This window comes from Legionella bononiensis (assembly GCF_016786215.1).
Classification (GTDB): domain Bacteria; phylum Pseudomonadota; class Gammaproteobacteria; order Legionellales; family Legionellaceae; genus Legionella; species Legionella bononiensis.
Map to the genome: position 1 here is coordinate 118,941 of NZ_JADOBG010000003.1, position 22,116 is coordinate 141,056.

The following is a 22,116-nucleotide window of genomic DNA, read 5'->3' on the forward strand; positions in this document are numbered from 1 at the left end:
ATGATGTACATAAGGATACAATAACATGTCTTCGCAAACCAATGTTTATCCTGCAAACATAACTTATTTATTACGTATTCTTTTTTTGTTTATTTGTTTAACACTTCCATTCAATTCCTGTTCAGCGGATCGATGGCAGGAATTATCACCGGGAATAGAATACCAGGATCTTGAGGGCGGACTATTAACTCCATGGTCGCATGTTCATGTTTTTCGCATCGATTTAAATAAAAATCAATTGGCGCTAGTCAATGCCAAATCGCTTTCCCTCAAAAATGCCTCTACCGATCAATTTGCCGAGCACAGTAAAGCTCTGTTAAGTATTAATGGTGGATTTTTTGATCATGAATTTAAACCTCTTGGTCTTAGAATAAATAATAAAAAATTGGAAAACCCTCTAAAACGAATTAGTTGGTGGGGCATTTTTTATGTGAAAAACAACAAACCTCATATAACCAATATCAGTAACTTCAATCATGATGAACATATTGATTTCGCGATTCAAAGTGGTCCGAGGCTATTAATTAAAGGCAAAATCCCGAGCCTCAAACCCGGTGTTGCAGACCGATCCGCATTGGGAATCACAACGGATGGCAAGGTAATCATTCTGGTTTCAACAAATGCAGCCATGTCTACATTTGAGCTGGCGCAGTTATTAAAAGCTCCGCCCCTTTCCTGTATTGATGCCATCAATCTTGACGGAGGGAGCTCAAGTCAATTGTATGCGCATATTGACTCATTCCAACTAAATGTCCATGGATTTTCTAATGTAAGTGATGCAATTATTGTAAAAAAAATATAAAAATCTATAAAATGAAAACTTCATGAAAATAAACGCATATTCGCTTATTCCCTCAGTTTATAAAAATTAACCCACAAGTTATCCACAAAATATACCCAAATTATTCTCTTGACCATCAGATAAAAACACACTATCTTGTTATCAGTACCCCAAAAACCCCCTATATGTTGGGTTTTCTGCTATAATTAAACTAACAGTAAATTAAGCCTTATCAACTGTTGACAAATACATGTTTCGTGGAGGAAAAATGTCCGAAATTATTGATCCGGTAAAAGATGTGCCGCAAACGAGTCAACTGGAATTGACTGCTAATGCCCCAGGTTTACTTAAAACAATTAAACGTAATGGCAAAGTAGTGAACTATGATGACACTAAAATTAAAATTGCCATTACCAAGGCATTTATTGCAGACGAGGGCGGAAGCGCGCCTACATCTGATAGAATTCATCAACAGATTGAAGAGCTGACCCGGCAAATATCTCAAGTATTCAAACGTCGTCTTCCTAGTGGTGGCGCAATTCATATTGAAGACATTCAGGATCAGGTTGAACTGGCTCTCATGCGTAGCGGTCATTATAAAGTGGCTCGCTCTTATGTTCTTTACCGTGAAGAACATCGCAAGGCACGTCAAAGCGAAATAAAACAACAACCCAGTGATAGCAAACAATTAATGATCACCATGCCCAATGGAGAGCTAAAGCCATTGGATATGAACAGGGTAAATACTATTGTTAATGAATCAATTCGCGATCTGGAACATGTAACAGCTGAGCCTGTAATTAAAGACGCGCTGCGTAACCTATACAATCAGGCAAAATTTGAAGATGTTCATAAATCTCTGATTATGTCTGCGCGCACTCTTGTTGAAAAAGAACCTAACTATACCTTCGTCAGTGCTCGTCTGTTGTTGGATAGTTTGCGTATGGAAGCGTTGACCAAATTAAACATCAAATCTGACGCAACGTTTGATGAGATGAGCAAGCTCTATCCCGAGTACTTCAAAGCTTATATAGCGCACGGTATTGCCCAAGGTATGCTTGATGCCAAAATGGCAGATTATGATTTGGATAAACTCAGTAAAGCCTTACTGCCTGAACGTGACATGCAGTTTACCTACTTAAGTCTGCAAACCCTGTATGATCGCTATTTTATCCATGATCGTGGTGTTCGTTATGAATTACCTCAGGCATTTTTCATGAGAGTAGCCATGGGTCTTGCTATGCGTGAAAAAGATAAGGAAGCCAAAGCCATTGAATTCTATCAATTGCTTTCTTCATTTGACTACATGTCATCTACCCCTACTCTATTTAATTCAGGTACAGTCAGACCTCAATTATCCAGTTGCTATTTAACAACTGTTCCCGATCACCTGGATGGTATTTATAGTGCAATAAAAGATAATGCCCTGCTTTCAAAATTTGCTGGTGGACTGGGCAATGACTGGACGCCAGTTCGCGCTATGGGCTCACACATCAAAGGAACCAATGGTAAATCACAAGGCGTAGTTCCTTTTCTGAACGTTGCTGATGCTACAGCTGTTGCTGTAAATCAGGGTGGTAAACGTAAAGGCGCTGTTTGTGCTTATCTGGAATGCTGGCATAGAGACGTTGAAGAGTTTCTTGAATTAAGAAAAAATACAGGTGATGACCGACGCCGTACTCACGATATGAATACTGCCTTATGGATTCCTGATCTGTTTATGAAACGAGTTCGTGAAGAAGGCGACTGGACTTTGTTTTCTCCAGATGAAGTACCTGATTTACACGATCAATACGGCAAAGCCTTTGAAACTCTGTATATTGAAAGTGAAGAAAAAGCGCGTCAGGGCATCATTAGAAATGCTAAAACGCTATCGGCTGTGAAATTATGGAGAAAAATGCTTTCCATGCTGTTTGAAACAGGCCATCCATGGATGACATTCAAAGACCCATGTAATCTTCGCTCGCCACAACAACATGCCGGAGTGATTCATAGTTCCAACTTGTGTACAGAGATTACATTAAATACTTCTGAAGAAGAAATAGCGGTTTGTAATCTGGGCAGCGTTAATATTCCTGCGCACATTAAAAATGGAAAGCTGAATAAAGAGAAATTGAAAAAAACCATCACTACCGCGATCCGTATGTTGGATAACGTCATTGATATTAACTATTATTCAGTACCGCAGGCACGTAATTCCAATTTGAAGCATAGACCAATTGGTCTAGGTATCATGGGCTTCCAGGATGCATTATATGAACTGAAAATTGATTATACCTCCAAAGAAGCAATCGAGTTTGCTGACTCGTCTATGGAATTAATCAGTTACTATGCCATTGAAGCATCATGTGATCTGGCCAAGGAACGCGGCAATTATTCTACTTATGAGGGATCGTTGTGGAGCAAAGGGATCTTACCAATAGATTCAATTAATCTGTTACAACAGGCACGCAACAAGTATCTGGAGCAGGATCGCTCACAAAGATTGGATTGGGAGACACTAAGAGTTAAAGTCCGTACTCAAGGAATGCGTAACTCCAATGTGATGGCGATTGCCCCCACAGCAACTATTTCCAACATCTGTGGCGTATCACAATCGATTGAACCTACATACCAGAACCTGTATGTTAAATCCAATCTTTCAGGTGAGTTTACTGTAGTGAATCCCTATCTGGTTGCTGATTTAAAAGCGCTGAATCTTTGGGATGAAGTGATGGTTAATGATCTGAAGTATTTTAATGGCAGCGTCCAGCCCATTAGCCGGATCCCTGAAGAATTGAAAAAACGTTACGCTACTTCTTTTGAAATTGATCCAATGTGGTTGGTTGAAGCTGCGTCCCGTCGCCAAAAATGGATAGATCAGGCTCAATCTCTTAATATCTATATGGCTCAGCCATCTGGCAAGAAACTGGATCAACTCTATATGCACGCATGGATACGTGGCTTAAAAACCACTTATTACTTACGCAGTTTAGGTGCAAGTAACGCTGAAAAATCAACAGTTACCGATGGTGCGCTTAACGCAGTGAAGCTGATCGATGAAGAACCGAAAGTGTGTTCTATTCTTGATCCAGACTGTGAAGCGTGCCAATAATCAGGAGAAATTTAATGCAATATAATAATAATCAGGAGCGCGTCGCAACTCAGATTCTGGGTGCGACAGGACTTGAAGCTTTAGAAATGGGCGCCGCACGTATTCATGTTGATGATAAACAAATAATCAATTGCCGTGCTGATCTCAATCAATTGGTACCTTTTAAATACCGATGGGCCTGGGATAAATACCTTACTGCCTGTGCCAATCATTGGATGCCTAATGAAATCAGTATGAGCGCCGATGTGGCGCTTTGGAAGGATCCTAATGGTCTTACTGAAGATGAACGTTTAATAATCAAACGTAATTTAGGATTTTTCTCAACAGCAGATTCTTTAGTTGCGAATAACCTGGTTCTTGCTGTTTATAAACACATTACCAATCCAGAATGCCGTCAATATTTATTACGTCAGGCGTTTGAAGAGGCACTACATACACATGCTTATCAATATGTAATTGAAAGTCTGGGACTTGACGAAGCTGAAGTATTTAATATGTATCGGGAAATACCATCAGTTGCTACAAAAGCAGCCTGGGCCTTACCTTTCACTCAAAGTTTAGGCGATGAGTCCTTCCATACAGGGACTCTTGAAAATGATCAACGTCTATTACGTGACCTGATTGCTTTTTACGTTATCTTTGAGGGTATATTCTTCTACGTTGGTTTTACTCAGATTTTATCGATGGGTCGTCGTAATAAAATGGTGGGTACGTCAGAACAATTCCAATATATTTTACGTGATGAATCCATGCACATGAATTTTGGTATTGATGTGATTAACCAAATTAAAATTGAAAATCCTCATTTATGGACGCCTGAATTTAAAGATGAAATTATCAAGCTCGTCAGAGAAGCCGTAGAGATGGAGTATCAGTATGCTAAAGATACAATGCCTCATGGCATACTGGGAATGAATGCCGAGATGTTTGAAGAATACCTGCATTTCATAGCAAACCGCCGCTTAAACCAGATTGGTTTGGCAGATCAATACCCTGGGGCTGAAAATCCTTTCCCATGGATGAGTGAAATGATGGACTTGAAAAAAGAGAAAAATTTCTTTGAAACTCGTGTCATCGAATATCAAGCTGGAGGTACTTTAAGCTGGGAAGATGATTAAGATCCAATTCGATTCCAGGCTCTATTAATATTCCACTTGTCAATTTCCCCCTAAACATCCAAGTACCGCGGCTTGTCCGCGGTATCTGAGATGTTAGAGCTGACGCGGTCAAGCTGAGGCACGTAGATGGTGGGGAGCAAAGGTGATGGCACTCAATGTCCCGAACTCAAAAATAAGAAAGGAACACTGGGTCGAATTTTTGAGAATAAATCCTATAACCCATTACTATGGATTCGCCAATCTTGTTCTGCCGATAATTTTCTCTATTGCATTGCAAAAAAGGAATGGTTTGCATCAGCGCCAGAACTATTTTCTAATACAGGTTTTTTCACTGATGGAGAGACGTGTTGTTTCGCCTCTTGGTTAAAAAATAATAAATTTCCTTTTCGTTTTTTAAATGGCAGATATGAGTTACTGGCAACAACAACCTTATTCTGCTCTACCGGTTCACTATTTTGATTAACAGCAGAATTCACATTATCGTCTGCTTTTGGTCCATCCACGCTAAGAACTGTTTTCTCTAATGAGTTATCGCCAGTAAATCGAGCCAAATAAGTACAGGAATTATCATGATTTTTTGGATGAAATTTATGTAAGACCGTTATAAATTTACATTTACAAAGATATGAGTATAAATCTTCCGGAATATTAATGTCCTTATCTCGCCCCATTTCGATTGCCAGATAGCCGCCAGGAATAAGTCCTTTGATTGCTTGTTGCACTAATACATAGAGAAATTGTTCTTTCCAGACATTATAAGTATTATAACGCAGATAGGATTGATTGGCTCCCTGGTATTTTTCCAGACCAAAATAAGGTGGTGAGGTATACATGAGTTGATTGGGTTTTCCATCCGGGCATAATTCTGTACTATCGCATTCCTCCATCGGTTTCTGATGAATGATGACTTCAAATCCAGCAGGTTTATAACGGGTAGTTATTTCTTGATAGCCCGCATGAATGGTTGTATTGGGGTCAGTAGCCACATAGCGCTTTAATCCTAAAGAGGAAGAGGCTAATGCACCAACCAAGCGATCTCCCCAACCTGCACAGAGATCAAGATAACTTTCAATGGCGAAACTGTCTTTATAGCTGGTCTGTAAAAAATTGATCAAACAGGGTATATGAAAAGGTTTGTGTTGTTGGGCACCAAATTTTCGTGTTAATTTTGTTCGCACGACATGTCCGGTTAAGGCCATATTTCTATTCTCAAAATGATAATCATACTCCCTATTTCGGTTGGTCATTGCTATTTGGCGCAGAAAGCCATTGATAACCGATGACAACGTGTCGGCATACCATGATGAAACAGGGGTACGATAGCTTCCGTCTTTATTTTTAAAAGTACTATTGGTTACTTCATAACGCTGATATTGCATTACACGATCAGACACTGACCAGCCAAGATAAGTCTTGGGAATATTCGTAGTAAATGCCATAGTTGATGGGTGGTTTGCTACTTTATCAATCAGGTCTTTAAACTCTTTATCAGCCATTTCTTCAGTAATGGGCTCATATGGAAAAGGCAGATTTTGGTAACGAATTTCCTTTAATACTCGTAGGCTAATGATTTGGCACAACAAAAATTCAATGGCGTCCAATTTATGCTTACGAAATTCTTGAGTTTGAGAGGCATATTTTGTTGAAACATAATGATGGGCTTGAGTTAGTTTTTCTTTAAAATAATCACTGGAAACAAAAGTATCTCCTTGTACAATACGATCCTCATCTGCAAAAAGCACTGACCCCAAAAGTTCTTGTAACTCATGTTCACTTCTTAATTCATCCTCATCAGGGATATAAACATCCTTATCCTTTTTATTTTTTCCCATAAAGTAATGATACGTGGGTATTTCATCGAATTTGATGCGTTTCTCAGGATCAAAAGAATGGTTTCTTTCCCGCTCAAGAATATCGACGATTTTTTTAGCTTTAGTCAGTAACGATTTGGACATGATGAGGTTGATTCTCCTGTATTCGTAAACAAAATTACCGAACGTGGTAAATTAAGGCCCCAAATGGTAGCACAATAGTCAACGTGCTTCAAATTAACATTATTGGTTGGTTGTTATTGTTACGATTAATACTCTTTTACGATGTCAAAAATTCCATAAAACGACATTCTAGGGTAGTTCTATCATTATGGTTACATTATTATGGGATAAAATGGAGAAACATATAGGATATTATGCTCTGATTAATCAAACACAGTTTGTACGATGTACAGCGATTTTGAATTTAATGCGCTCTTAGCTTTGATAGACCATTGTTTACTTGGATACAGATGATCAATCTTCAACTTCTTCATCTATCTGAACATAGAATGTACTACTCACTGTTCCCTAACATTAAATCACGATTTCGATCTTTGTGGTGATATAGGGGTGCTGCCTTCATGATGCCCATCGTTTAACGTGGTACTTTCGGGATCTTTAGCCTGTATCAACGTTTCTCGATAACCTTTAGCAGGATTTAACAGCCGAGAAATAGTCGCCAGACCTTGTTTTAAATTGGGGTCATCAGGATTGTTTTCTTGTTCCGACTTTAATTGTTCTTCAATTTCATTCAAAGTGCCTTGATAAAGTGTACCATTACCACATGAAAAGGCATAAAAACCAGTAGGCTTCCCATTACTATCCAATTCAGAAGCAAGAAATTTACGAGGTGGTTCCTGGGTAGCTTGAGTTGTAAAAAATGCAATAGCATCATCTTTAGTCGGAAAAACTAATACATTATTTTCAATTGGGACGTTCGGATATTTTTTCTTAAAATCTTCAACGATTTTCTTCCAATCATCAGCTTCTACTCCTGTAGGTTGAAGGTTGAATCGAGTCATTTCTTCAACAGGTTGCGATTTTGAAGACTCTTCATCTAACAATGCTGCATTTTTTCGCTTTTCTTCTTCAAGACGAATTTGTTCTATTTCTCGACCTAAAGCTTCTTGCTTAAGTCGCTCAGCCTGTAGATTTTTCTTAATCTTATCTTCATTGCTTGACATATTCGCACCTATATCTGTTTATTTGACTCAATAAATTGTTCAATCTGAATATTTTATATATTTTTGAAGATACCATACATCTCTATTATAGCAGGTTCTTTTAACAGAAATTTACACTTTTCTAACATTAGCCTATCGTAGAAACAAATTGGTCTTCGACAAACCTTATAAAGTCTCTATTTTAATGACCATCAATATGAACAATATTAAAACTATAAATCACAAATTTGATAAAATAGTGATGACTTTTAGCGCTGATCCGGTACAATCCCCTCGGCACATTAATAACATGAAAAAAAAATAGAAAAATACATGCATTCAATGACTTTACTAACTTGATACAAAACTTGAGGTAAAAATGAATACTATACCGAAAATAAAAAATAAAACTGACGATGACAACAATTACAGCTTTCTTCTAAAGTGTATGGCTGGAGTAGGCGCAGCGTTAATTGCTGCAGGAGTTATCACTGCTATCGCACTGTCTGCATCTGCCAAGACTGCTGCTGCGGGTATGGCAGTTGGCGCAACAGCGACTGCCTTTAGTGTTGCACCAATTATTCCTATTGTTGGAATAGCAGTCCTGATTATTGCTTCGATTTGTGTTTTACCTTTCCTATTTTCAAGCAGAAGTACCTATGTTGTAGGAGGTTCTCCTGGGTATAGAAATAGTGGATTCTTTGGTAGTTCAATTTTTACACCTCCATTAATTATTACAGATAATGGGCACCATCATCACCATCATAGACACGGTGGTGGATTTGGTGGTGGCAGCGTATTTGATGGTGGCGGGATATTCAGTGGTGGACCAGTACATCATGGCAATCATTCAGGATCTAATCATCATGGACATGATGGTGGACACGGTCCTACTGGCGGACATGTACACGGACATCGTTAATACTCTGTACTATCCAACTATTTTAGAACCGGGTAAAAGAGCAACATTTACCCGGTTCTTTACAAGAACATCAAGGATACTAAGTTTTTTGAACCTTGTTTTATTCCCATAAAACAATCAGAACAGCATACGATTCAAAAAATCGGAACAATGAATTAATAAGATCGTTACGCCGAGTCGATACTCTTCACAAATTTCGTTCGAACAAAAGTATTGGAATTATCAATAATTCCGATTTCCACGTCATATTCTAAAAGAAGAAACAATGCCATTAAGTTATGTCGTTGTAGCCCGTATTAGCGAAGCGTAATACGGGGAAATAATGGCAACACATTCCATTATTTCCCCGTATTACGCTTCGCTAATACGGGCTACACGACTGTAGGCTCAGATAAGTGCTCTTTAACATGTGATTTATGAAAACAATATTTATTCTATCGAATGAATTAAATACAAGGCTGCAAAAACTCAGTTTGATGTTCCTCTTTATCGTTCAATCCAGGTTCATGCTTATCCTGCAAGCTCAATACGGCATCGAATATCTGTTCAACGTCGCCTTTTTCTGACCAGAAACTCTGAAACGCCAAAGGATAAGTGCTTAATAAATCAGCTTTGGATATTAATTGTTTGTCATTCAGTTGAGTCGAAAGTTGTGTTAATAAATTTAATTTTTGAATATTCTTGTCATTTTTAGGTGTCGAACTGGAATTAAGTAATTCAATTTTCCTGTTAATAATATCCTTTATATACACATGAGCTTGTGATAACTCCATTGTTTTCAATACACTACTGTACTCAATTTGACTAAATAAACGCTGGCTTGAAATGCTGATGGTAGCACTGAGATCAGGAATATCTATTTTAAGTGCAGACAGATCCAGCTGATCAATATTGATTACAATGGGTTTATTTAAATGAAACAGCTCTTTTATGGACAGCTTCCAATTATAGGGAATCATTCGCCAAACTAAATTTACCCCGGTTAGAAGAACTGCAGTTAGAGCACAGGCAGTACCCAGAAACGGAGCAACAGGAGTCAGCATGACAAAAGTAATCGCCCCTGAAATTGCAGTTAATAATCCCAGAATAAATGCATTATTCAAAGCAGCCTGAATGAAATGCATGCGTTGGGCAGATCCAGATAAAGACTCATATGCCCGGTATGCATTAATACCCAGCATAATTGCCTGATGCAATCCGGCTAAAACTACACTGCTCAAAAAGAACCAGGGCCCTGCGGCAAAAGTAACCTTCATGGCTGAGGCGATCACAGCCCCATAAAGAGAAACACTGGCAAGAACCGCACAAAGTCCAGATACAATGAATCCAAACCATTTATCGAAATTTTTATTCTCGGCGATTGCTAATTGATATCCGCTAATTGCAGCGGATAGAGTCAACAAAATACCTATAAATGGAAGCATTACATAATAAAAAGGAGACCCACTAAATGCCGCGAACAAGCGTGAATCAGCCATAACACCAAACAAGCCTACTTCTTGTACTTCTTTTGTGTAGGCTATTGCTTTCTGAATGATACCTAAAATCATAAATCAACCAAAAATTACTGTCTTAAATGCGGGAATAAAATAACATCCCGAATGGATTGAGAGTTGGTAAACAACATAACCAAACGATCTATCCCTATACCCTCTCCTGCTGTAGGCGGCAAACCGTATTCCAATGCCTCAATATAATCGCTATCAAAATGCATTGCTTCCAGATCGCCGGCATCTTTTTCTTCAACCTGTTTTCTAAACCGCTCTGCCTGATCTTCTGCATCATTTAACTCGGAGAAGCCATTGGCAATTTCTCGACCAGCAATAAAAAATTCAAATCGATCGGTGACTTCAGGATCATCGTTACTACGTCTGGCCAATGGAGAAATTTCAGTTGGATAAGCGGTAATGAATGTAGGCTGAAATAACTGATGCTCTATGGTTTCTTCAAACACGATCATTTGCAATTTACCCAAGCCATCAGCATCCTTATAAGGCAAGCTCAGACGATCCAGAATTGCTCTGCACCCCTCAATACTCTCCAATTGCTCGGCTTTAATATCAGGATGATGTTTAAGGATGGCTTCTTTTACTGACATACGAGCAAATGGCTGGTTAAAATCAATAACATGACCTTGATACTCAACCTGACGTGTACCTAATACCTTATCACATAAATAATGCAATAACTCTTCAGTAAAATTCATCAGATCCTGATAATCAGCATAAGCCTGATAAAATTCAATCATAGTAAATTCAGGATTATGGCGGGTTGATATTCCTTCATTACGAAAATTGCGATTTATCTCATATACTCGTTCGAAACCACCAACAACCAATCGCTTTAAGTACAACTCAGGAGCGATTCTCAAATACATGGTCATATCCAGACTGTTATGGTGTGTAACGAAAGGACGAGCCACAGCACCCCCAGGGATTGGATGCATCATAGGCGTTTCAACTTCCAGATACTGATTATTATCCATAAATTGTCTGAACGCCTGAATTAATCGTGAACGAATTAAAAAGGTCTTTCTACTGTCTTCATTAGCAATTAAATCGACATAACGTTTACGATATTTAACTTCCTGATCCGCTAAACCATGGAATTTATCAGGTAAAGGGCGTAACGATTTAGTTAGCAGTTCCACATGTTCTGCATTCAAAGTGAGTTCACCAGTATTGGTTATAAATAACTCGCCCTTGACACCAACTATGTCTCCAAGATCCCAATGTTTAAATTGCTCATAGACTTCAGGAAGATCATTAGCTCGGAGGTAAATCTGAATACGACCAGATACATCCTGAATATGAAAGAAGCTTGCTTTCCCCATAATACGTCTAAGTACAATTCGTCCGGCAACGACTGCTTTAATTTGTTTTTGAGCCAAAGTTTCTTTATCGTACTCACTAAATTCCCTATTCAATTCCTCGGCGAGATTCTCTCTGCGAAATTGATTTGGAAAATTAAAACCACTTGTTCTTAACTCAGCTAATTTTTGTTTACGAATATGATAAACTTCACTCTCATCTAAATGCTCATCAGTCATGCTACCCTACTCCTGCTTTTAAACTTGCTTCAATAAATTGATCCAGTGCGCCATCTAATACGGCCTGCGTATTACTTGTTTCAACACCAGTACGTAAATCTTTTACCCGCGATTGATCCAATACATAGGAGCGAATCTGGGAGCCCCATCCAATATCCGATTTCGTCGCTTCCAAAGCCTGTTGCTCCGCATTTTTCTTCTGCATTTCCAGCTCATACAATTTGGCGCGCAACTGCTTGAATGCTTGATCTTTGTTCTTATGCTGACTTCTGTCATTCTGACATTGTACTACAATTCCTGAGGGCATATGGGTAATACGAACCGCGGAATCGGTACGGTTGACGTGCTGTCCACCAGCCCCGGACGCACGATAAGTATCGATACGTAAATCAGCTGGGTTGATTTCAATCTCAATATCGTCATCAACTTCTGGAGAAACAAATACCGCGGCAAAAGAAGTGTGTCGTCTGTTTCCAGAATCAAAAGGAGATTTACGAACTAGTCTGTGTACGCCGGTTTCCGTTCTTAACCAACCAAAAGCATAATCACCCTTAAAATAGATTGTAGCACTTTTTATCCCGGCAACTTCACCAGGAGAACATTCGATCAGCTCGGTAACAAAACCGTGTTGTTCTCCCCAGCGCAAAAACATTCTCAATAACATTTCAGCCCAATCCTGAGCTTCTGTTCCTCCAGAACCGGATTGAATATCAAGATAGGCATTGGAATTATCCATTTTTCCGGAAAACATTCTTCTGAACTCTAAACCGGCAACCTGTTGCTCTATCCCTTTAACTTCCTCACCAATTTCATTAATGGTTTGTTCGTCGTTCTCTGCTTTGGCAAGTTCAAATAACTCGGTTAAATCAATAACAGATTGACCCAATTCAGATAATGAAAGTACAACGGCTTCCAATTGTGTTTTTTCTCGCCCTAATGCTTGCGCTTGTTCCGGATTATTCCAAACAGTTGGAGATTCTAATTCCCGTATTACCTCTTCCAAACGTTCGTTTTTAGCTTCAAAGTCAAAGGTACCCCCTAAGCGATTCAATACGCTTATCGAGATCGGTCAAACTAAGGCTGATTTGATTCACTTCCAACATAAGTGTCTCTCAAAAATAAAGAGGTGATTTTACCGTGAAAGTCAGTTTCTCGCTATAGGAAGTGACGTGTAAGTATAATAAAGAATTGATATTGATGAATCGGGTTCATTAAAAATGATGTAAATCAGAACCTGATATAAACATCATGATGTTGCACAATGCAACATCATGACTTTCCCTGTTCTGAAACAATAATCAGGAAAAAACAGACTATAAACAGAATTTGGTTTTTGATTCAAAACATTGATGTGCAAAATCAACATTTAACATGGGGGTGAACAGTTGCGGTTCATTATCCATAATGAACATACGATGAGGCTCCAACAGAACATAATTTGACGAAGCTAAAACCTGCTGATACACGCCGGCCGATCCTGGGAAAAACCACTGTTCCAGGAAGGGTAAAATCACTTTGGGTTCGTAACTGTAAAATCGCTGTCTGATATCATCTACCAATTCTTTTTTCATCTGATAATTACTGGCAAAAAGGAGATTGGTTGTATCGGTTCTGTAAACCAGTAAATTAGGATCATCACGACCTTCTTTATATCCTGAAGAAATTTTTAACGAAACTATCAATTCCTTTGCGCTTTCAACCGTAAATGGGAGTCCATAAATTTCAGCGCCTTTCATGCTCTCCAACCATTCCGTTAACTCACTGACGGCTTTATCGCTAACCGGATCAAAATAACTGGAAATAATTAATTGATTGGCCATTTCAGTTTTAGGATCATAACCACAGTAGCTGTAACTGTTTATATAATACATCCCGGAATGTGACAGGTAATCAAGATACAGTTGATCGATTGCTCTGAATACTTCGTCACAAGTAGTATTTAGAGTATTAATAGTGCCAGCAATCCGTACTATTTGGGTAGGGTAGTTTATTATTCTGTCACCAGATAATAACTGTTCTGAACTGGTGTAATGCCTGGTTATTCCATTTTTTCCCTGCACAACAGCAACTTGCTCATCCAAGGCTGGACTGGCGCTCTGGGCAAACACCGGCATTACTGCAATCAATAGCAATAAACTGTGAATTAATTTCATTATCAAATCCATTTAATTGAGACAGAAGCACTATATCAAATTAAAAAATAAGCAACAAGTTCACGTTTTAATAGAAAAAAGTTCTGACTCATTTCATCTGGCTTTGGAACAATTTAGCCCATATTGTACACACTATATTATTTCTATATTCAAATATCTACTGTATTTTTTTGTACCTCAGGAAGAGGCGAATCCGAGTTAAATGTAACTCGATTAAAAAACAAGTCTCTTGCTCTAACACCATAAGCAGGTATTATCCTGACAGGTAACTCAGGATATTCTAATGCCGTACAGTCAATCGCTGCAGCCTGTTTACTTCTTGGAGTTTCCTGTTCGGTAATGAAGTCATCTGGATGATCAGCCATTAATATCGGATCTGCTTTCATAATTGACACAAAAAATTGATCAATTAATTCATAAGCAATTTGAGCCATCAGAATATTAGCATTGCTTTGCATCTGTATAAAACTGTTGTCTTTGCTATCAATTACTGGATCATTATGCTCTAGCGCATTTCTTAAAGCGATAAAACACGGTAAACGTACTGGTAATTGAGGATGAATCACTTCCAATGCTTCAAGACCATCAAGTTTATTCATGATACTGACTATCTGAGTAATTAAATAGGAGCAACTTAATAATACTTCGACATCCGATGTTATGAGTGACTTAACCACCTCGACAGAAGAAGTGTCATCAAAATTCGCGCCCGAATCGGTCAAAATTTTTCTCAGCAATTCAAACCTCGACTGAAGGCTATTCAACAACGATCGTACGGACATCTTTTCCGGTTTATGTAATTGATCATAGGATGTAAACCCCAAAGCTCGGAGATGGGGATAATCATTTTGCATCACCGCTTTTTTGGTATTAAGTAATGTCTGTTCTTCTTTTTTTCTTTCGTCGGACTTTTGTTTTATGAACTTATTTTTAAGTTCGTTGTATTTTTTAGAGGCCGTTTTCAATACCTTTTTAATTCCTGACTGTCTTAAAGCAGGAGTAGAAAGATCTTTTGTTTCATCAAATGACAATTGCTCCATTGGTATTTCTCCTCGGAGCATACTGCATACTTTTTTATAATATTGCGAGTTCTTATTAATCGAGTCCAAAAATTTGGTAAGAGGTTGTTCTTCGAGCAATGGAACAGACGGAACGAAGGTTTGGGGATTATAAGGTACCGGTTGCTTATAATAATGTTTTACTCTATTCCAGTATGTTGTCATGGGGTCTTTCCATACTTTAAATGGAGTCGTCACATCAGGTAAGGTATTAAACTGCATTTGTCTGTTCTTTATCACCTGATAAATTATATCTCTTAAATGGTTCAATTCCTTATAAAGAGAAATAATTGTCGCGTTATTATGTTCCAGTTCATATATATGATCAAATGAATGCAGATCTTCAAGATGAGATAATCCATTTCTGATTTCATTAAGCAATTCAGTATCAACAAAATCTATAGTATCTAACTGATTCCCCCAACCTCTTCGAGTAAAGACCTCACCAATCATTTGTATCCGGCGAATCAAGGCCAGTTTACTTTTTAAATTACCAACCAAACTGTCTTCTGTAGGTGTGAGCAATAGCAAATGCACTAATGGGGATATCTCACAAGGATGCTCACCCTGGAGATGATGTACATAAGTTTTTTGATCCATTGGGGATGGAAGTAATGCAGTTAAACGAGCAAATTGATACGTATGTTTAAAGTACCAGAGTATCGGTCTCAAATTAGGTAAATCTTCCAAAGGTTTGATACTGTTTTGTGGGTCAATCAAGTTCTTTTGAACAGTACTAAAAAAGCGATAAAGACGAGGCAAATCTTCTTTAAGCAAATCAGGAATAACAACCTTAACCAGACAATTATCAATCAGAAGTGATTTTTGAAACTCATTGTATAACTTTATTGAAGCTTCGCTCTCCCCTTTCAGATACGGATACATAAAAGGTATTGGACTGTCGTGTTCGCTATCGCGAAAAAAAGTACTGCAAAACTCCAGGAAATACCATGAATTAGTACCCCAAGGTAAGAAATCCAATAGGGCTCCCCGTTTCTCTCTGGGTAGTTGATGAATGGTTTCAAAAATCATACGAAATATAATTTGTGATTCATCCAAAAACACATCATCTTCAAGATTGTCCAATACTACCAACGCATAATCGGCAATCTCTGCTGATATATTTTGAGGATTGAATGTATTTATCACAAATTTTGCAGCATTGTTCCCTACATATTTTAATCGCTTTTGTATTGCCTCAGGTGTTGTTCCAAGTAGCGTCGCGTTTGCAAATGGAAATGGTTTTTTATCCACAGTATAATATTTGAAGCTGAATTTCATTAACGAAAGAATCCATTCAATTTTTTGATTGTAATCAAAGTCTTTCATTTTTTTATGAGTTCTCTGTAACTCATTGAAATCATTTTGATATTCTGCTGTACAATATACATCCCTGAGCACTTGAACAGAAGGCGTTTTTAAAGCCTCCAGCTCCTCGGGACTAAAGTTCCGTGCTTCTTTGCGAATCGAGCTAATTTTCATCATTGCCCTGGCTTTGTATAAAGGAAATTGGTCAGCTACCTTCTCAAAAATACACACTGCTTCCGCATATTCTTTTTTAGCCAAATGAAGAAGACCCTTGGTATACCAGGCAATATCGCTATCAGGAAAAAGTATAAATGCTTCTTTAAGTTTAGCGTCAGCTTGGTTATAACGTTTTATATTTATTAATTTTTCTGCTTCTTTAGCTAATTTTTTTGCTTTTTCTTTCATTGATAATTCCGAGTGCCAATTGGGTTTTATTTAATCATAGAGATCGCAAAATAACATAATGTTTAAAATATTACAACATGAAAAGCACGGTTTATAATGGATTAAAGCCAGTTTTAGCAATCAAAAAAATAAGATTCTCTACGCGATAGAAACAAGTACAAACAAGCACGAAAATATAATGAAACAACCATACATTTAACGAATAAATGTGGGATTTATTGACAACTCCAGTTCAATGTCGCGCGACTTGTAAAATTGGATACGTCATCCTCGCGAAAGCGGGGATGACAACCTTTTAGAAAGTGCAAATTAAGGTGAATCAATACGCATTTTTAAAAAGTGGGTTGCCCATCAGGACTTAGTCTCTACACATTGGGGATAATTTGATAAATGATCAAAACAGCTTAAAGTTATCTTAAAGAATGATGTATAAGTAAATGAATCGCGGAACTATTGAACATCAGGTTGCCCTTATAGCAGCACGATAAGCCTGTAAATTCATTAATAACTCAGCCTCTGCATTGGATAAATGACAGCTGTTCACAATTTCTTCCTGGTTCCCACCCATTTCCAATATACGTAAAGCATGCTGATAACCTCCATCATTATCCCTGATGTTTTCCAGATTTTGCAATTGATTATCCATACTAATCAGCTGTTCATTAATCTCTTTTAATTGTTTTGAGAACAATAAATCAGCATTAATCAATACGGGATGATCTCGTGATATCTGTTCTGAAGTTTTTTCCAAAATTCCAATTTTTTCCTTAAGAGATACGAGTTGTTTTCGTTGGTTCAATAAATAATGCCCAATAAACAGCAGAAGCAGAACATTTATACATAAAATAGCTGTGATCATTTCAATTCCTTTTTATCCGTATCTTGCTGCTTCAGTGGCGCAGTCAGTATTGGAGTTCCAAAACTGACATTATGCGTTTGTCCCATTTCAGGATTTATCAACCTGTCGATTTTTCGATTTGCAGCGATTATTATATTAACTCTTCGATTTAAACTCCTACCCACTTCAGTTAAATTATCACTTACAGGGTATTGATCTCCATATCCAGTAACCAGGATTCGTCCTGTATCAATCCCATAACCATTTAAAATTCTTCCTACTGTAGCTGCTCTGGTCGCAGAAAGCTCCCAATTGGAAGGATATTGCGGCGTTTCGATCGGTACGTTATCAGTATACCCTTCAATCACAACAGGATATGGATAAGTCTTAATTTTTTCAGCTAATTGCATCAATTTAATTAATGCTTCCGGTTTTAAGTCTGCTTCACCGGAGTCAAATAAAGAACCGGCTTTAATCTGTAGTTCTATCCATCCATCCTGCCTGTTAATTTTATAATTTCCGTCTTCCAACAAAGACAATGACTTACTTAGCTCATCAAGTCCATCATTATATGTGCCTTTTGTTTTTTTTTCTTCAGGTCCATCATTTATTGTATCTGTCGATTGAGTAGCCTTATTCTTATCTTTTTTATCAAATGCGGATTTCATCCCATCAGACAAAGATTTATATTTTGAAATATTCACTGAAGAAATGGCGTACATCACCACAAAAAAGGCAAACAATAAAGTAATAAAATCAGCATAAGAAACCACCCATCTGTGGTTATCTACATGCTCTTCTGTTTTATTTCGTCTTGATTTCATGTTGCTTGTGCCGCCCGAAATTGTTTAGTTTCAACTCCAACATATTAGGACTTTCCCCACTCGCTATTGCCACCAAACCTTCCAAAATCATCTCATCAAAATGCACTTTATGAGAAATACAACTTTTTAATTTATTAGCCACGGGAAGAAATATAAGATTGGCAAGCCCGACTCCGTAAATTGTAGCAACGAAAGCAACAGCGATTCCCATACCGAGCTCACTAGGATCTGCCAGATTCCTCATGACCTGGATCAAACCAATTACTGCCCCAAGTATTCCGATGGTAGGACTATAACCACCCATACTTTCAAATACATGTGCAGCACGTAAATCCTGATGTTCGTTGCGATCAATCTCAGTTTCCAAAACCTGTCTTATCGTTTGCTTATCAACACCTATAACCAATAATTCAAGACCTTTACTGATCAAGGGATTTGTTTCAACGTCAAGATGATCCTCCAGAGATAACAATCCAAGCTGACGCGCTTTCCTTGCCATATCAATCAATAAGGCTCTGCATTCTTCAAAATCAAGTTTAGGGGGCTTGAATATCCAGGGAAAGACCCTGAATGCCCTCTTAAACGTAACCATTGGAGTCTGCACCATGACAGCACCAAGAGTCCCTCCCAAGACAATTAACAAAGCGGACAAATTAAGTAAGGAGTGAATGTCTCCGCCTTCATGAATTTGCCCGATGATAATCGCCAGAAAACCAGTAAGTAAACCTATTAAAGTTAATGCATCCATTGTTATTCTTTATTCCGTTATCCGCGATTTGATGCGCAGGGTTGCCTGACTTAGAATTTGTGAAACTCGAGACTCACTGACATCTAAAACTTCTCCAATTTCTTTCAAATTCAGATCCTGTTCATAATACAATGACAGTACCATCCGTTCTTTATGCGGGAGTCCATCGATCACTTGAGTCAGACGACTCATTAAATCTTTATGCATAACATTAATATGCGGCTCAGTAGACTCCCCAGCGCCTTCACTATGCAAAATGTCATCCGTCACACCTAAATCATCAAATCCATATAAATGACTACTCGCAGAATCCTGCAACATGTCATGGTATTCATTCATGGGTAATCCCAATTCTTCTGCTATCTCTGAATCCTTGGCCTCACGCCCATGCCGGTGTTCAAGATTTCGTACTGCTTCGGATATCATTCTTGAATTACGGTATACAGAACGAGGTACCCAGTCATTTCTTCGTACTTCATCAAGCATATGCCCTCTGATTCGAATTCCGGCATAGGTTTCGAATGAAGCGCCTTTAGTTGAATCATAATGTCTTGCAGCCTCAAGTAAGCCAAGCATCCCGGCCTGGATTAAATCATCTAGTTGCACACTATGTGGTAATCGTCCAAGCAAATGATGAGCTATTCGTTTCACCAATATCGCATGACTTTTTACCAGTGTTTCCTGGGTTTGTTGATTTACTTTGCTGTATGCAGCTAAAGCATCCACGACACTCTCCTTACAATAACAGCACAAGGTAATTGAAACGATGACAATCTAAAACAAAACCACTAACACTAACTTAAGTATAGTGAATAATTTAAAAATCACCTGCTACCAATCGTTCTAAAAAGAAACTCGTATTTCCTCCCAATGCAGGCTTAATCGGCCAATTGCTTACCGCATCAGCTAACTCTCTTAATGCTTCAGAAGCTTCTGAATCAGGATAAGCAGTGAGAACCGGTTTTTGCATTTTTACAGCCTTGTGTATATGTTCATCAAAAGGTATCGCTCCTAAATAGTCTAGATGAACATCAAGGAATTGCTCGGAAACTCTAAATAATTTATTAAATAATTCACGACCATCTTTCATATTTCTCACCATATTTGCCAAAATATGAAAATGCGTCCACTCATAACGTTTGCTCATCACTTTAATTAAAGCATAAGCATCCGTTAAGGATGTAGGTTCATCACAAACGACAACGATTAGTTCTTGTGACGACCGGGTAAAACTTAATACTGTGTCGGATATTCCCGCAGCAGTATCAATAATCATATAATCCAGATCATCTGTTAATTCATTAAATGAATCGATTATTCCAGCATGTTCTGCCTGGGTAAGCTGTGTCATAAATTCGGTTCCTGATGCGGAAGGAATGACACTGATTCCATTGGGACCTTGCAGAATAATATCACTGAGGTGACATACGCCTTGAATGACATGTGATAAATTATATTTTGTATGTAAACCCAGCATGATATCAACATTGGCCAATCCAAGATCGGCATCAAGCAGCATTACATTTTTGTTCAATTGAGCCAAAGCTACTGCCAAATTAACCGAAACATTACTTTTACCGACACCACCTTTTCCAGCACTGACCGCAATTACAGTTACAGGCTTGGTTCGAGATAAATTTCTCAGACCAGAAGCTTGATCCTTGATGCTTTTGCTATGCTTCGTCATAATGCTCTCTCCCAACACGCGACCGTTCCTCTCTAAAACCTTTATCGCTCTGGAACAGTTGAATTTCCTGTTGAGCAAATAACTCAACAAGTTGATGTCGTGTAGCCATTTTTATGTCTTCTGGAACGCGTTGTCCATGTGTCAAATAGCTTACACCTAACCTCGACTCTATGACGGCACTTAACGCACCACCTACAGCAAGAGACTCATCTAATTTTGTTAGAATACATTGATCGACCTTATTTGCCTGATAACGTTTTATAGCATCTATCAGTACCTGATAATGGCTTGTAGCAGGAAGCACCAGAACTTTAGAAATGGATTGAAGATAGGTACTCAAGACATGCATTTGCCGTGCAACTCGTTCATCAGCGGGATTCATTCCTGCCGTATCGATCAAAATCAATTTTTTATCACTTAATTGACGCAATACTCGGGTTAAAGACACTTCATCCTGTGCGACGCATACTTTAACGCCAAGAATCTTTCCATAAAGGACCAGTTGTTCCTGAGCGGCAATTCTATAAGTATCCATAGTAACCAGACCCAGTTTATCAGCGCCAAATCGCAAACTAAACCGTGCCGCAATTTTGGCAAGGGTCGTTGTTTTACCGACACCAGTTGGTCCAACAAATGCATAAACGCCGCCTTCTTCTATTCTGTTCGTATCACGTATCGGAATTTGTTCCGTAACCTGGGCCAATATAGATTGCCAGGCACGTTGTTCATTAAGGTCAGATCGTACAGATCGCGCCCACAAAGCCGCAGTCGTATGACTCACCCCCAGATACAAGAGCTTCTGCAGCAGTACAGTGTGAAGGGGTTCCCCTCCTCCCACATTACCTCTCAGTTGCGCTTCAAGCATGCCTCTCAAGGTTTGAATTTCCTGTTTCATGTCATCAAGAGGGGTGTGTACTCCATATCGATCAATTTGACTCGCAGGTTCAGCGGCAGCAACTGCTGCATTAGGAGTTAATATGGATTCATCATAATCCATGGCTGCAACGACCTCGACACCACCTTCAACATGATGACTGGACAAAATAACAGCATCAGGACCAAAAGTTGCCTTGATTTGTTGCATCGCAGTGCGCGTGTCCGCTGCGACAAAGCGTTTTAATTTCATAAAGCCTCCTGCTTTTGAAACCTACTTA

General features: G+C 38.5%; 17 protein-coding genes. 4 read left to right on the plus strand and 13 right to left on the minus strand.

The annotated features are described in order from the left end of the window. Positions 1 to 25: 25 nt before the first annotated feature. From IZU94_RS03455 to IZU94_RS03465, 3 genes are all read left to right on the plus strand, one after another. Positions 26 to 802 carry a phosphodiester glycosidase family protein gene (locus IZU94_RS03455; RefSeq protein WP_203108034.1) on the plus strand — a complete coding sequence of 259 codons (777 nt, stop codon included), beginning with the start codon at positions 26 to 28 and terminating at the stop codon, positions 800 to 802. Positions 803 to 1,049: 247 nt separating this feature from the next. Continuing rightward, positions 1,050 to 3,875 carry a ribonucleoside-diphosphate reductase subunit alpha gene (locus IZU94_RS03460; RefSeq protein WP_203108036.1) on the plus strand — a complete coding sequence of 942 codons (2,826 nt, stop codon included), beginning with the start codon at positions 1,050 to 1,052 and terminating at the stop codon, positions 3,873 to 3,875. 14 nt (positions 3,876 to 3,889) lie between these two features. Next, entirely contained in the window at positions 3,890 to 4,993 is a 1,104-nt protein-coding gene (locus IZU94_RS03465; protein ID WP_203108038.1) for a ribonucleotide-diphosphate reductase subunit beta, read from the plus strand. 263 nt (positions 4,994 to 5,256) lie between these two features. On the opposite strand, the gene IZU94_RS03470 is transcribed toward IZU94_RS03465, so the two are convergent. Together IZU94_RS03470 and IZU94_RS03475 are read right to left on the minus strand one after the other, a co-directional pair. After that, the gene (locus IZU94_RS03470) at positions 5,257 to 6,948 is read right to left on the minus strand and encodes a hypothetical protein (RefSeq protein WP_203108040.1); all 1,692 of its coding nucleotides are present in this window, start codon (positions 6,946 to 6,948) and stop codon (positions 5,257 to 5,259) included. Between the two features lie 398 nt (positions 6,949 to 7,346). After that, positions 7,347 to 7,991, minus strand: coding sequence for a hypothetical protein (locus IZU94_RS03475; protein ID WP_203108042.1), 645 nt, complete (start codon positions 7,989 to 7,991; stop codon positions 7,347 to 7,349). Between the two features lie 358 nt (positions 7,992 to 8,349). Between IZU94_RS03475 and IZU94_RS03480 the strand changes: the two genes are divergently transcribed. Then, positions 8,350 to 8,892 (plus strand): hypothetical protein, encoded by a 543-nt coding sequence (locus tag IZU94_RS03480; protein ID WP_203108044.1) that lies wholly within the window; start codon positions 8,350 to 8,352, stop codon positions 8,890 to 8,892. A 446-nt stretch (positions 8,893 to 9,338) separates the two neighbouring features. Here IZU94_RS03480 and IZU94_RS03485 read toward each other — a convergent pair whose 3' ends face one another. From IZU94_RS03485 to flhF, 11 genes are all read right to left on the minus strand, one after another. After that, positions 9,339 to 10,442 (minus strand): hypothetical protein, encoded by a 1,104-nt coding sequence (locus IZU94_RS03485; protein WP_203108046.1) that lies wholly within the window; start codon positions 10,440 to 10,442, stop codon positions 9,339 to 9,341. 14 nt (positions 10,443 to 10,456) lie between these two features. Beyond that, positions 10,457 to 11,941, minus strand: a complete 1,485-nt coding sequence (gene lysS, locus IZU94_RS03490) for a lysine--tRNA ligase (RefSeq protein ID WP_203108048.1) — start codon at positions 11,939 to 11,941, stop codon at positions 10,457 to 10,459. Position 11,942: 1 nt separating this feature from the next. Beyond that, positions 11,943 to 13,044 (minus strand): peptide chain release factor 2 gene (gene prfB / locus IZU94_RS03495; RefSeq protein WP_203108050.1). Its coding sequence is split into 2 segments (ribosomal slippage): positions 11,943 to 12,968 and positions 12,970 to 13,044, totalling 1,101 coding nucleotides; the frame shifts between segments, so codons are not numbered across the junction. Between the two features lie 210 nt (positions 13,045 to 13,254). Next, positions 13,255 to 14,094 carry an Lpg0189 family type II secretion system effector gene (locus IZU94_RS03500; RefSeq protein WP_203108052.1) on the minus strand — a complete coding sequence of 280 codons (840 nt, stop codon included), beginning with the start codon at positions 14,092 to 14,094 and terminating at the stop codon, positions 13,255 to 13,257. A gap of 149 nt (positions 14,095 to 14,243) precedes the next feature. Beyond that, positions 14,244 to 16,865, minus strand: a complete 2,622-nt coding sequence (locus tag IZU94_RS03505; RefSeq protein ID WP_203108054.1) for a tetratricopeptide repeat protein — start codon at positions 16,863 to 16,865, stop codon at positions 14,244 to 14,246. Positions 16,866 to 17,325: 460 nt separating this feature from the next. Beyond that, complete coding sequence (locus IZU94_RS03510; RefSeq protein ID WP_203108056.1) at positions 17,326 to 17,724, minus strand: DUF2802 domain-containing protein; 399 nt, start codon at positions 17,722 to 17,724, stop codon at positions 17,326 to 17,328. After that, a complete protein-coding gene (locus IZU94_RS03515; protein WP_203108058.1) occupies positions 17,721 to 18,527 on the minus strand; it encodes a flagellar motor protein MotB in 807 nt (268 codons plus the stop codon). The genes IZU94_RS03510 and IZU94_RS03515 overlap by 4 nt, the downstream gene beginning before the upstream one ends. Further along, positions 18,508 to 19,275, minus strand: a complete 768-nt coding sequence (locus tag IZU94_RS03520) for a flagellar motor protein (RefSeq protein WP_203108060.1) — start codon at positions 19,273 to 19,275, stop codon at positions 18,508 to 18,510. The genes IZU94_RS03515 and IZU94_RS03520 overlap by 20 nt, the downstream gene beginning before the upstream one ends. Before the next feature lie 9 nt (positions 19,276 to 19,284). Next, complete coding sequence (locus IZU94_RS03525) at positions 19,285 to 20,001, minus strand: RNA polymerase sigma factor FliA (RefSeq protein ID WP_203108062.1); 717 nt, start codon at positions 19,999 to 20,001, stop codon at positions 19,285 to 19,287. 91 nt (positions 20,002 to 20,092) lie between these two features. Continuing rightward, positions 20,093 to 20,962 (minus strand): MinD/ParA family protein, encoded by an 870-nt coding sequence (locus IZU94_RS03530; protein WP_203108064.1) that lies wholly within the window; start codon positions 20,960 to 20,962, stop codon positions 20,093 to 20,095. Next, positions 20,949 to 22,088, minus strand: a complete 1,140-nt coding sequence (gene flhF / locus IZU94_RS03535) for a flagellar biosynthesis GTPase FlhF (RefSeq protein WP_203108066.1) — start codon at positions 22,086 to 22,088, stop codon at positions 20,949 to 20,951. The genes IZU94_RS03530 and flhF overlap by 14 nt, the downstream gene beginning before the upstream one ends. Positions 22,089 to 22,116: the final 28 nt, after the last annotated feature.

Bases quoted from the DNA above. Each gene is read 5' to 3' on its own strand.
- IZU94_RS03475 (WP_203108042.1), bottom strand. From the start codon at position 7,991: ATGTCAAGCAATGAAGATAAGATTAAGAAAAATCTACAGGCTGAGCGA.
- IZU94_RS03485 (WP_203108046.1), bottom strand. From the start codon at position 10,442: ATGATTTTAGGTATCATTCAGAAAGCAATAGCCTACACAAAAGAAGTA.
- IZU94_RS03505 (WP_203108054.1), bottom strand. From the start codon at position 16,865: ATGAAAGAAAAAGCAAAAAAATTAGCTAAAGAAGCAGAAAAATTAATA.
- IZU94_RS03465 (WP_203108038.1), top strand. From the start codon at position 3,890: ATGCAATATAATAATAATCAGGAGCGCGTCGCAACTCAGATTCTGGGT.
- IZU94_RS03480 (WP_203108044.1), top strand. From the start codon at position 8,350: ATGAATACTATACCGAAAATAAAAAATAAAACTGACGATGACAACAAT.
- IZU94_RS03460 (WP_203108036.1), top strand. From the start codon at position 1,050: ATGTCCGAAATTATTGATCCGGTAAAAGATGTGCCGCAAACGAGTCAA.
- IZU94_RS03530 (WP_203108064.1), bottom strand. From the start codon at position 20,962: ATGACGAAGCATAGCAAAAGCATCAAGGATCAAGCTTCTGGTCTGAGA.
- IZU94_RS03470 (WP_203108040.1), bottom strand. From the start codon at position 6,948: ATGTCCAAATCGTTACTGACTAAAGCTAAAAAAATCGTCGATATTCTT.
- IZU94_RS03520 (WP_203108060.1), bottom strand. From the start codon at position 19,275: ATGGATGCATTAACTTTAATAGGTTTACTTACTGGTTTTCTGGCGATT.
- flhF (WP_203108066.1), bottom strand. From the start codon at position 22,088: ATGAAATTAAAACGCTTTGTCGCAGCGGACACGCGCACTGCGATGCAA.
- lysS (WP_203108048.1), bottom strand. From the start codon at position 11,941: ATGACTGATGAGCATTTAGATGAGAGTGAAGTTTATCATATTCGTAAA.
- IZU94_RS03500 (WP_203108052.1), bottom strand. From the start codon at position 14,094: ATGAAATTAATTCACAGTTTATTGCTATTGATTGCAGTAATGCCGGTG.
- IZU94_RS03455 (WP_203108034.1), top strand. From the start codon at position 26: ATGTCTTCGCAAACCAATGTTTATCCTGCAAACATAACTTATTTATTA.
- IZU94_RS03515 (WP_203108058.1), bottom strand. From the start codon at position 18,527: ATGAAATCAAGACGAAATAAAACAGAAGAGCATGTAGATAACCACAGA.
- IZU94_RS03510 (WP_203108056.1), bottom strand. From the start codon at position 17,724: ATGATCACAGCTATTTTATGTATAAATGTTCTGCTTCTGCTGTTTATT.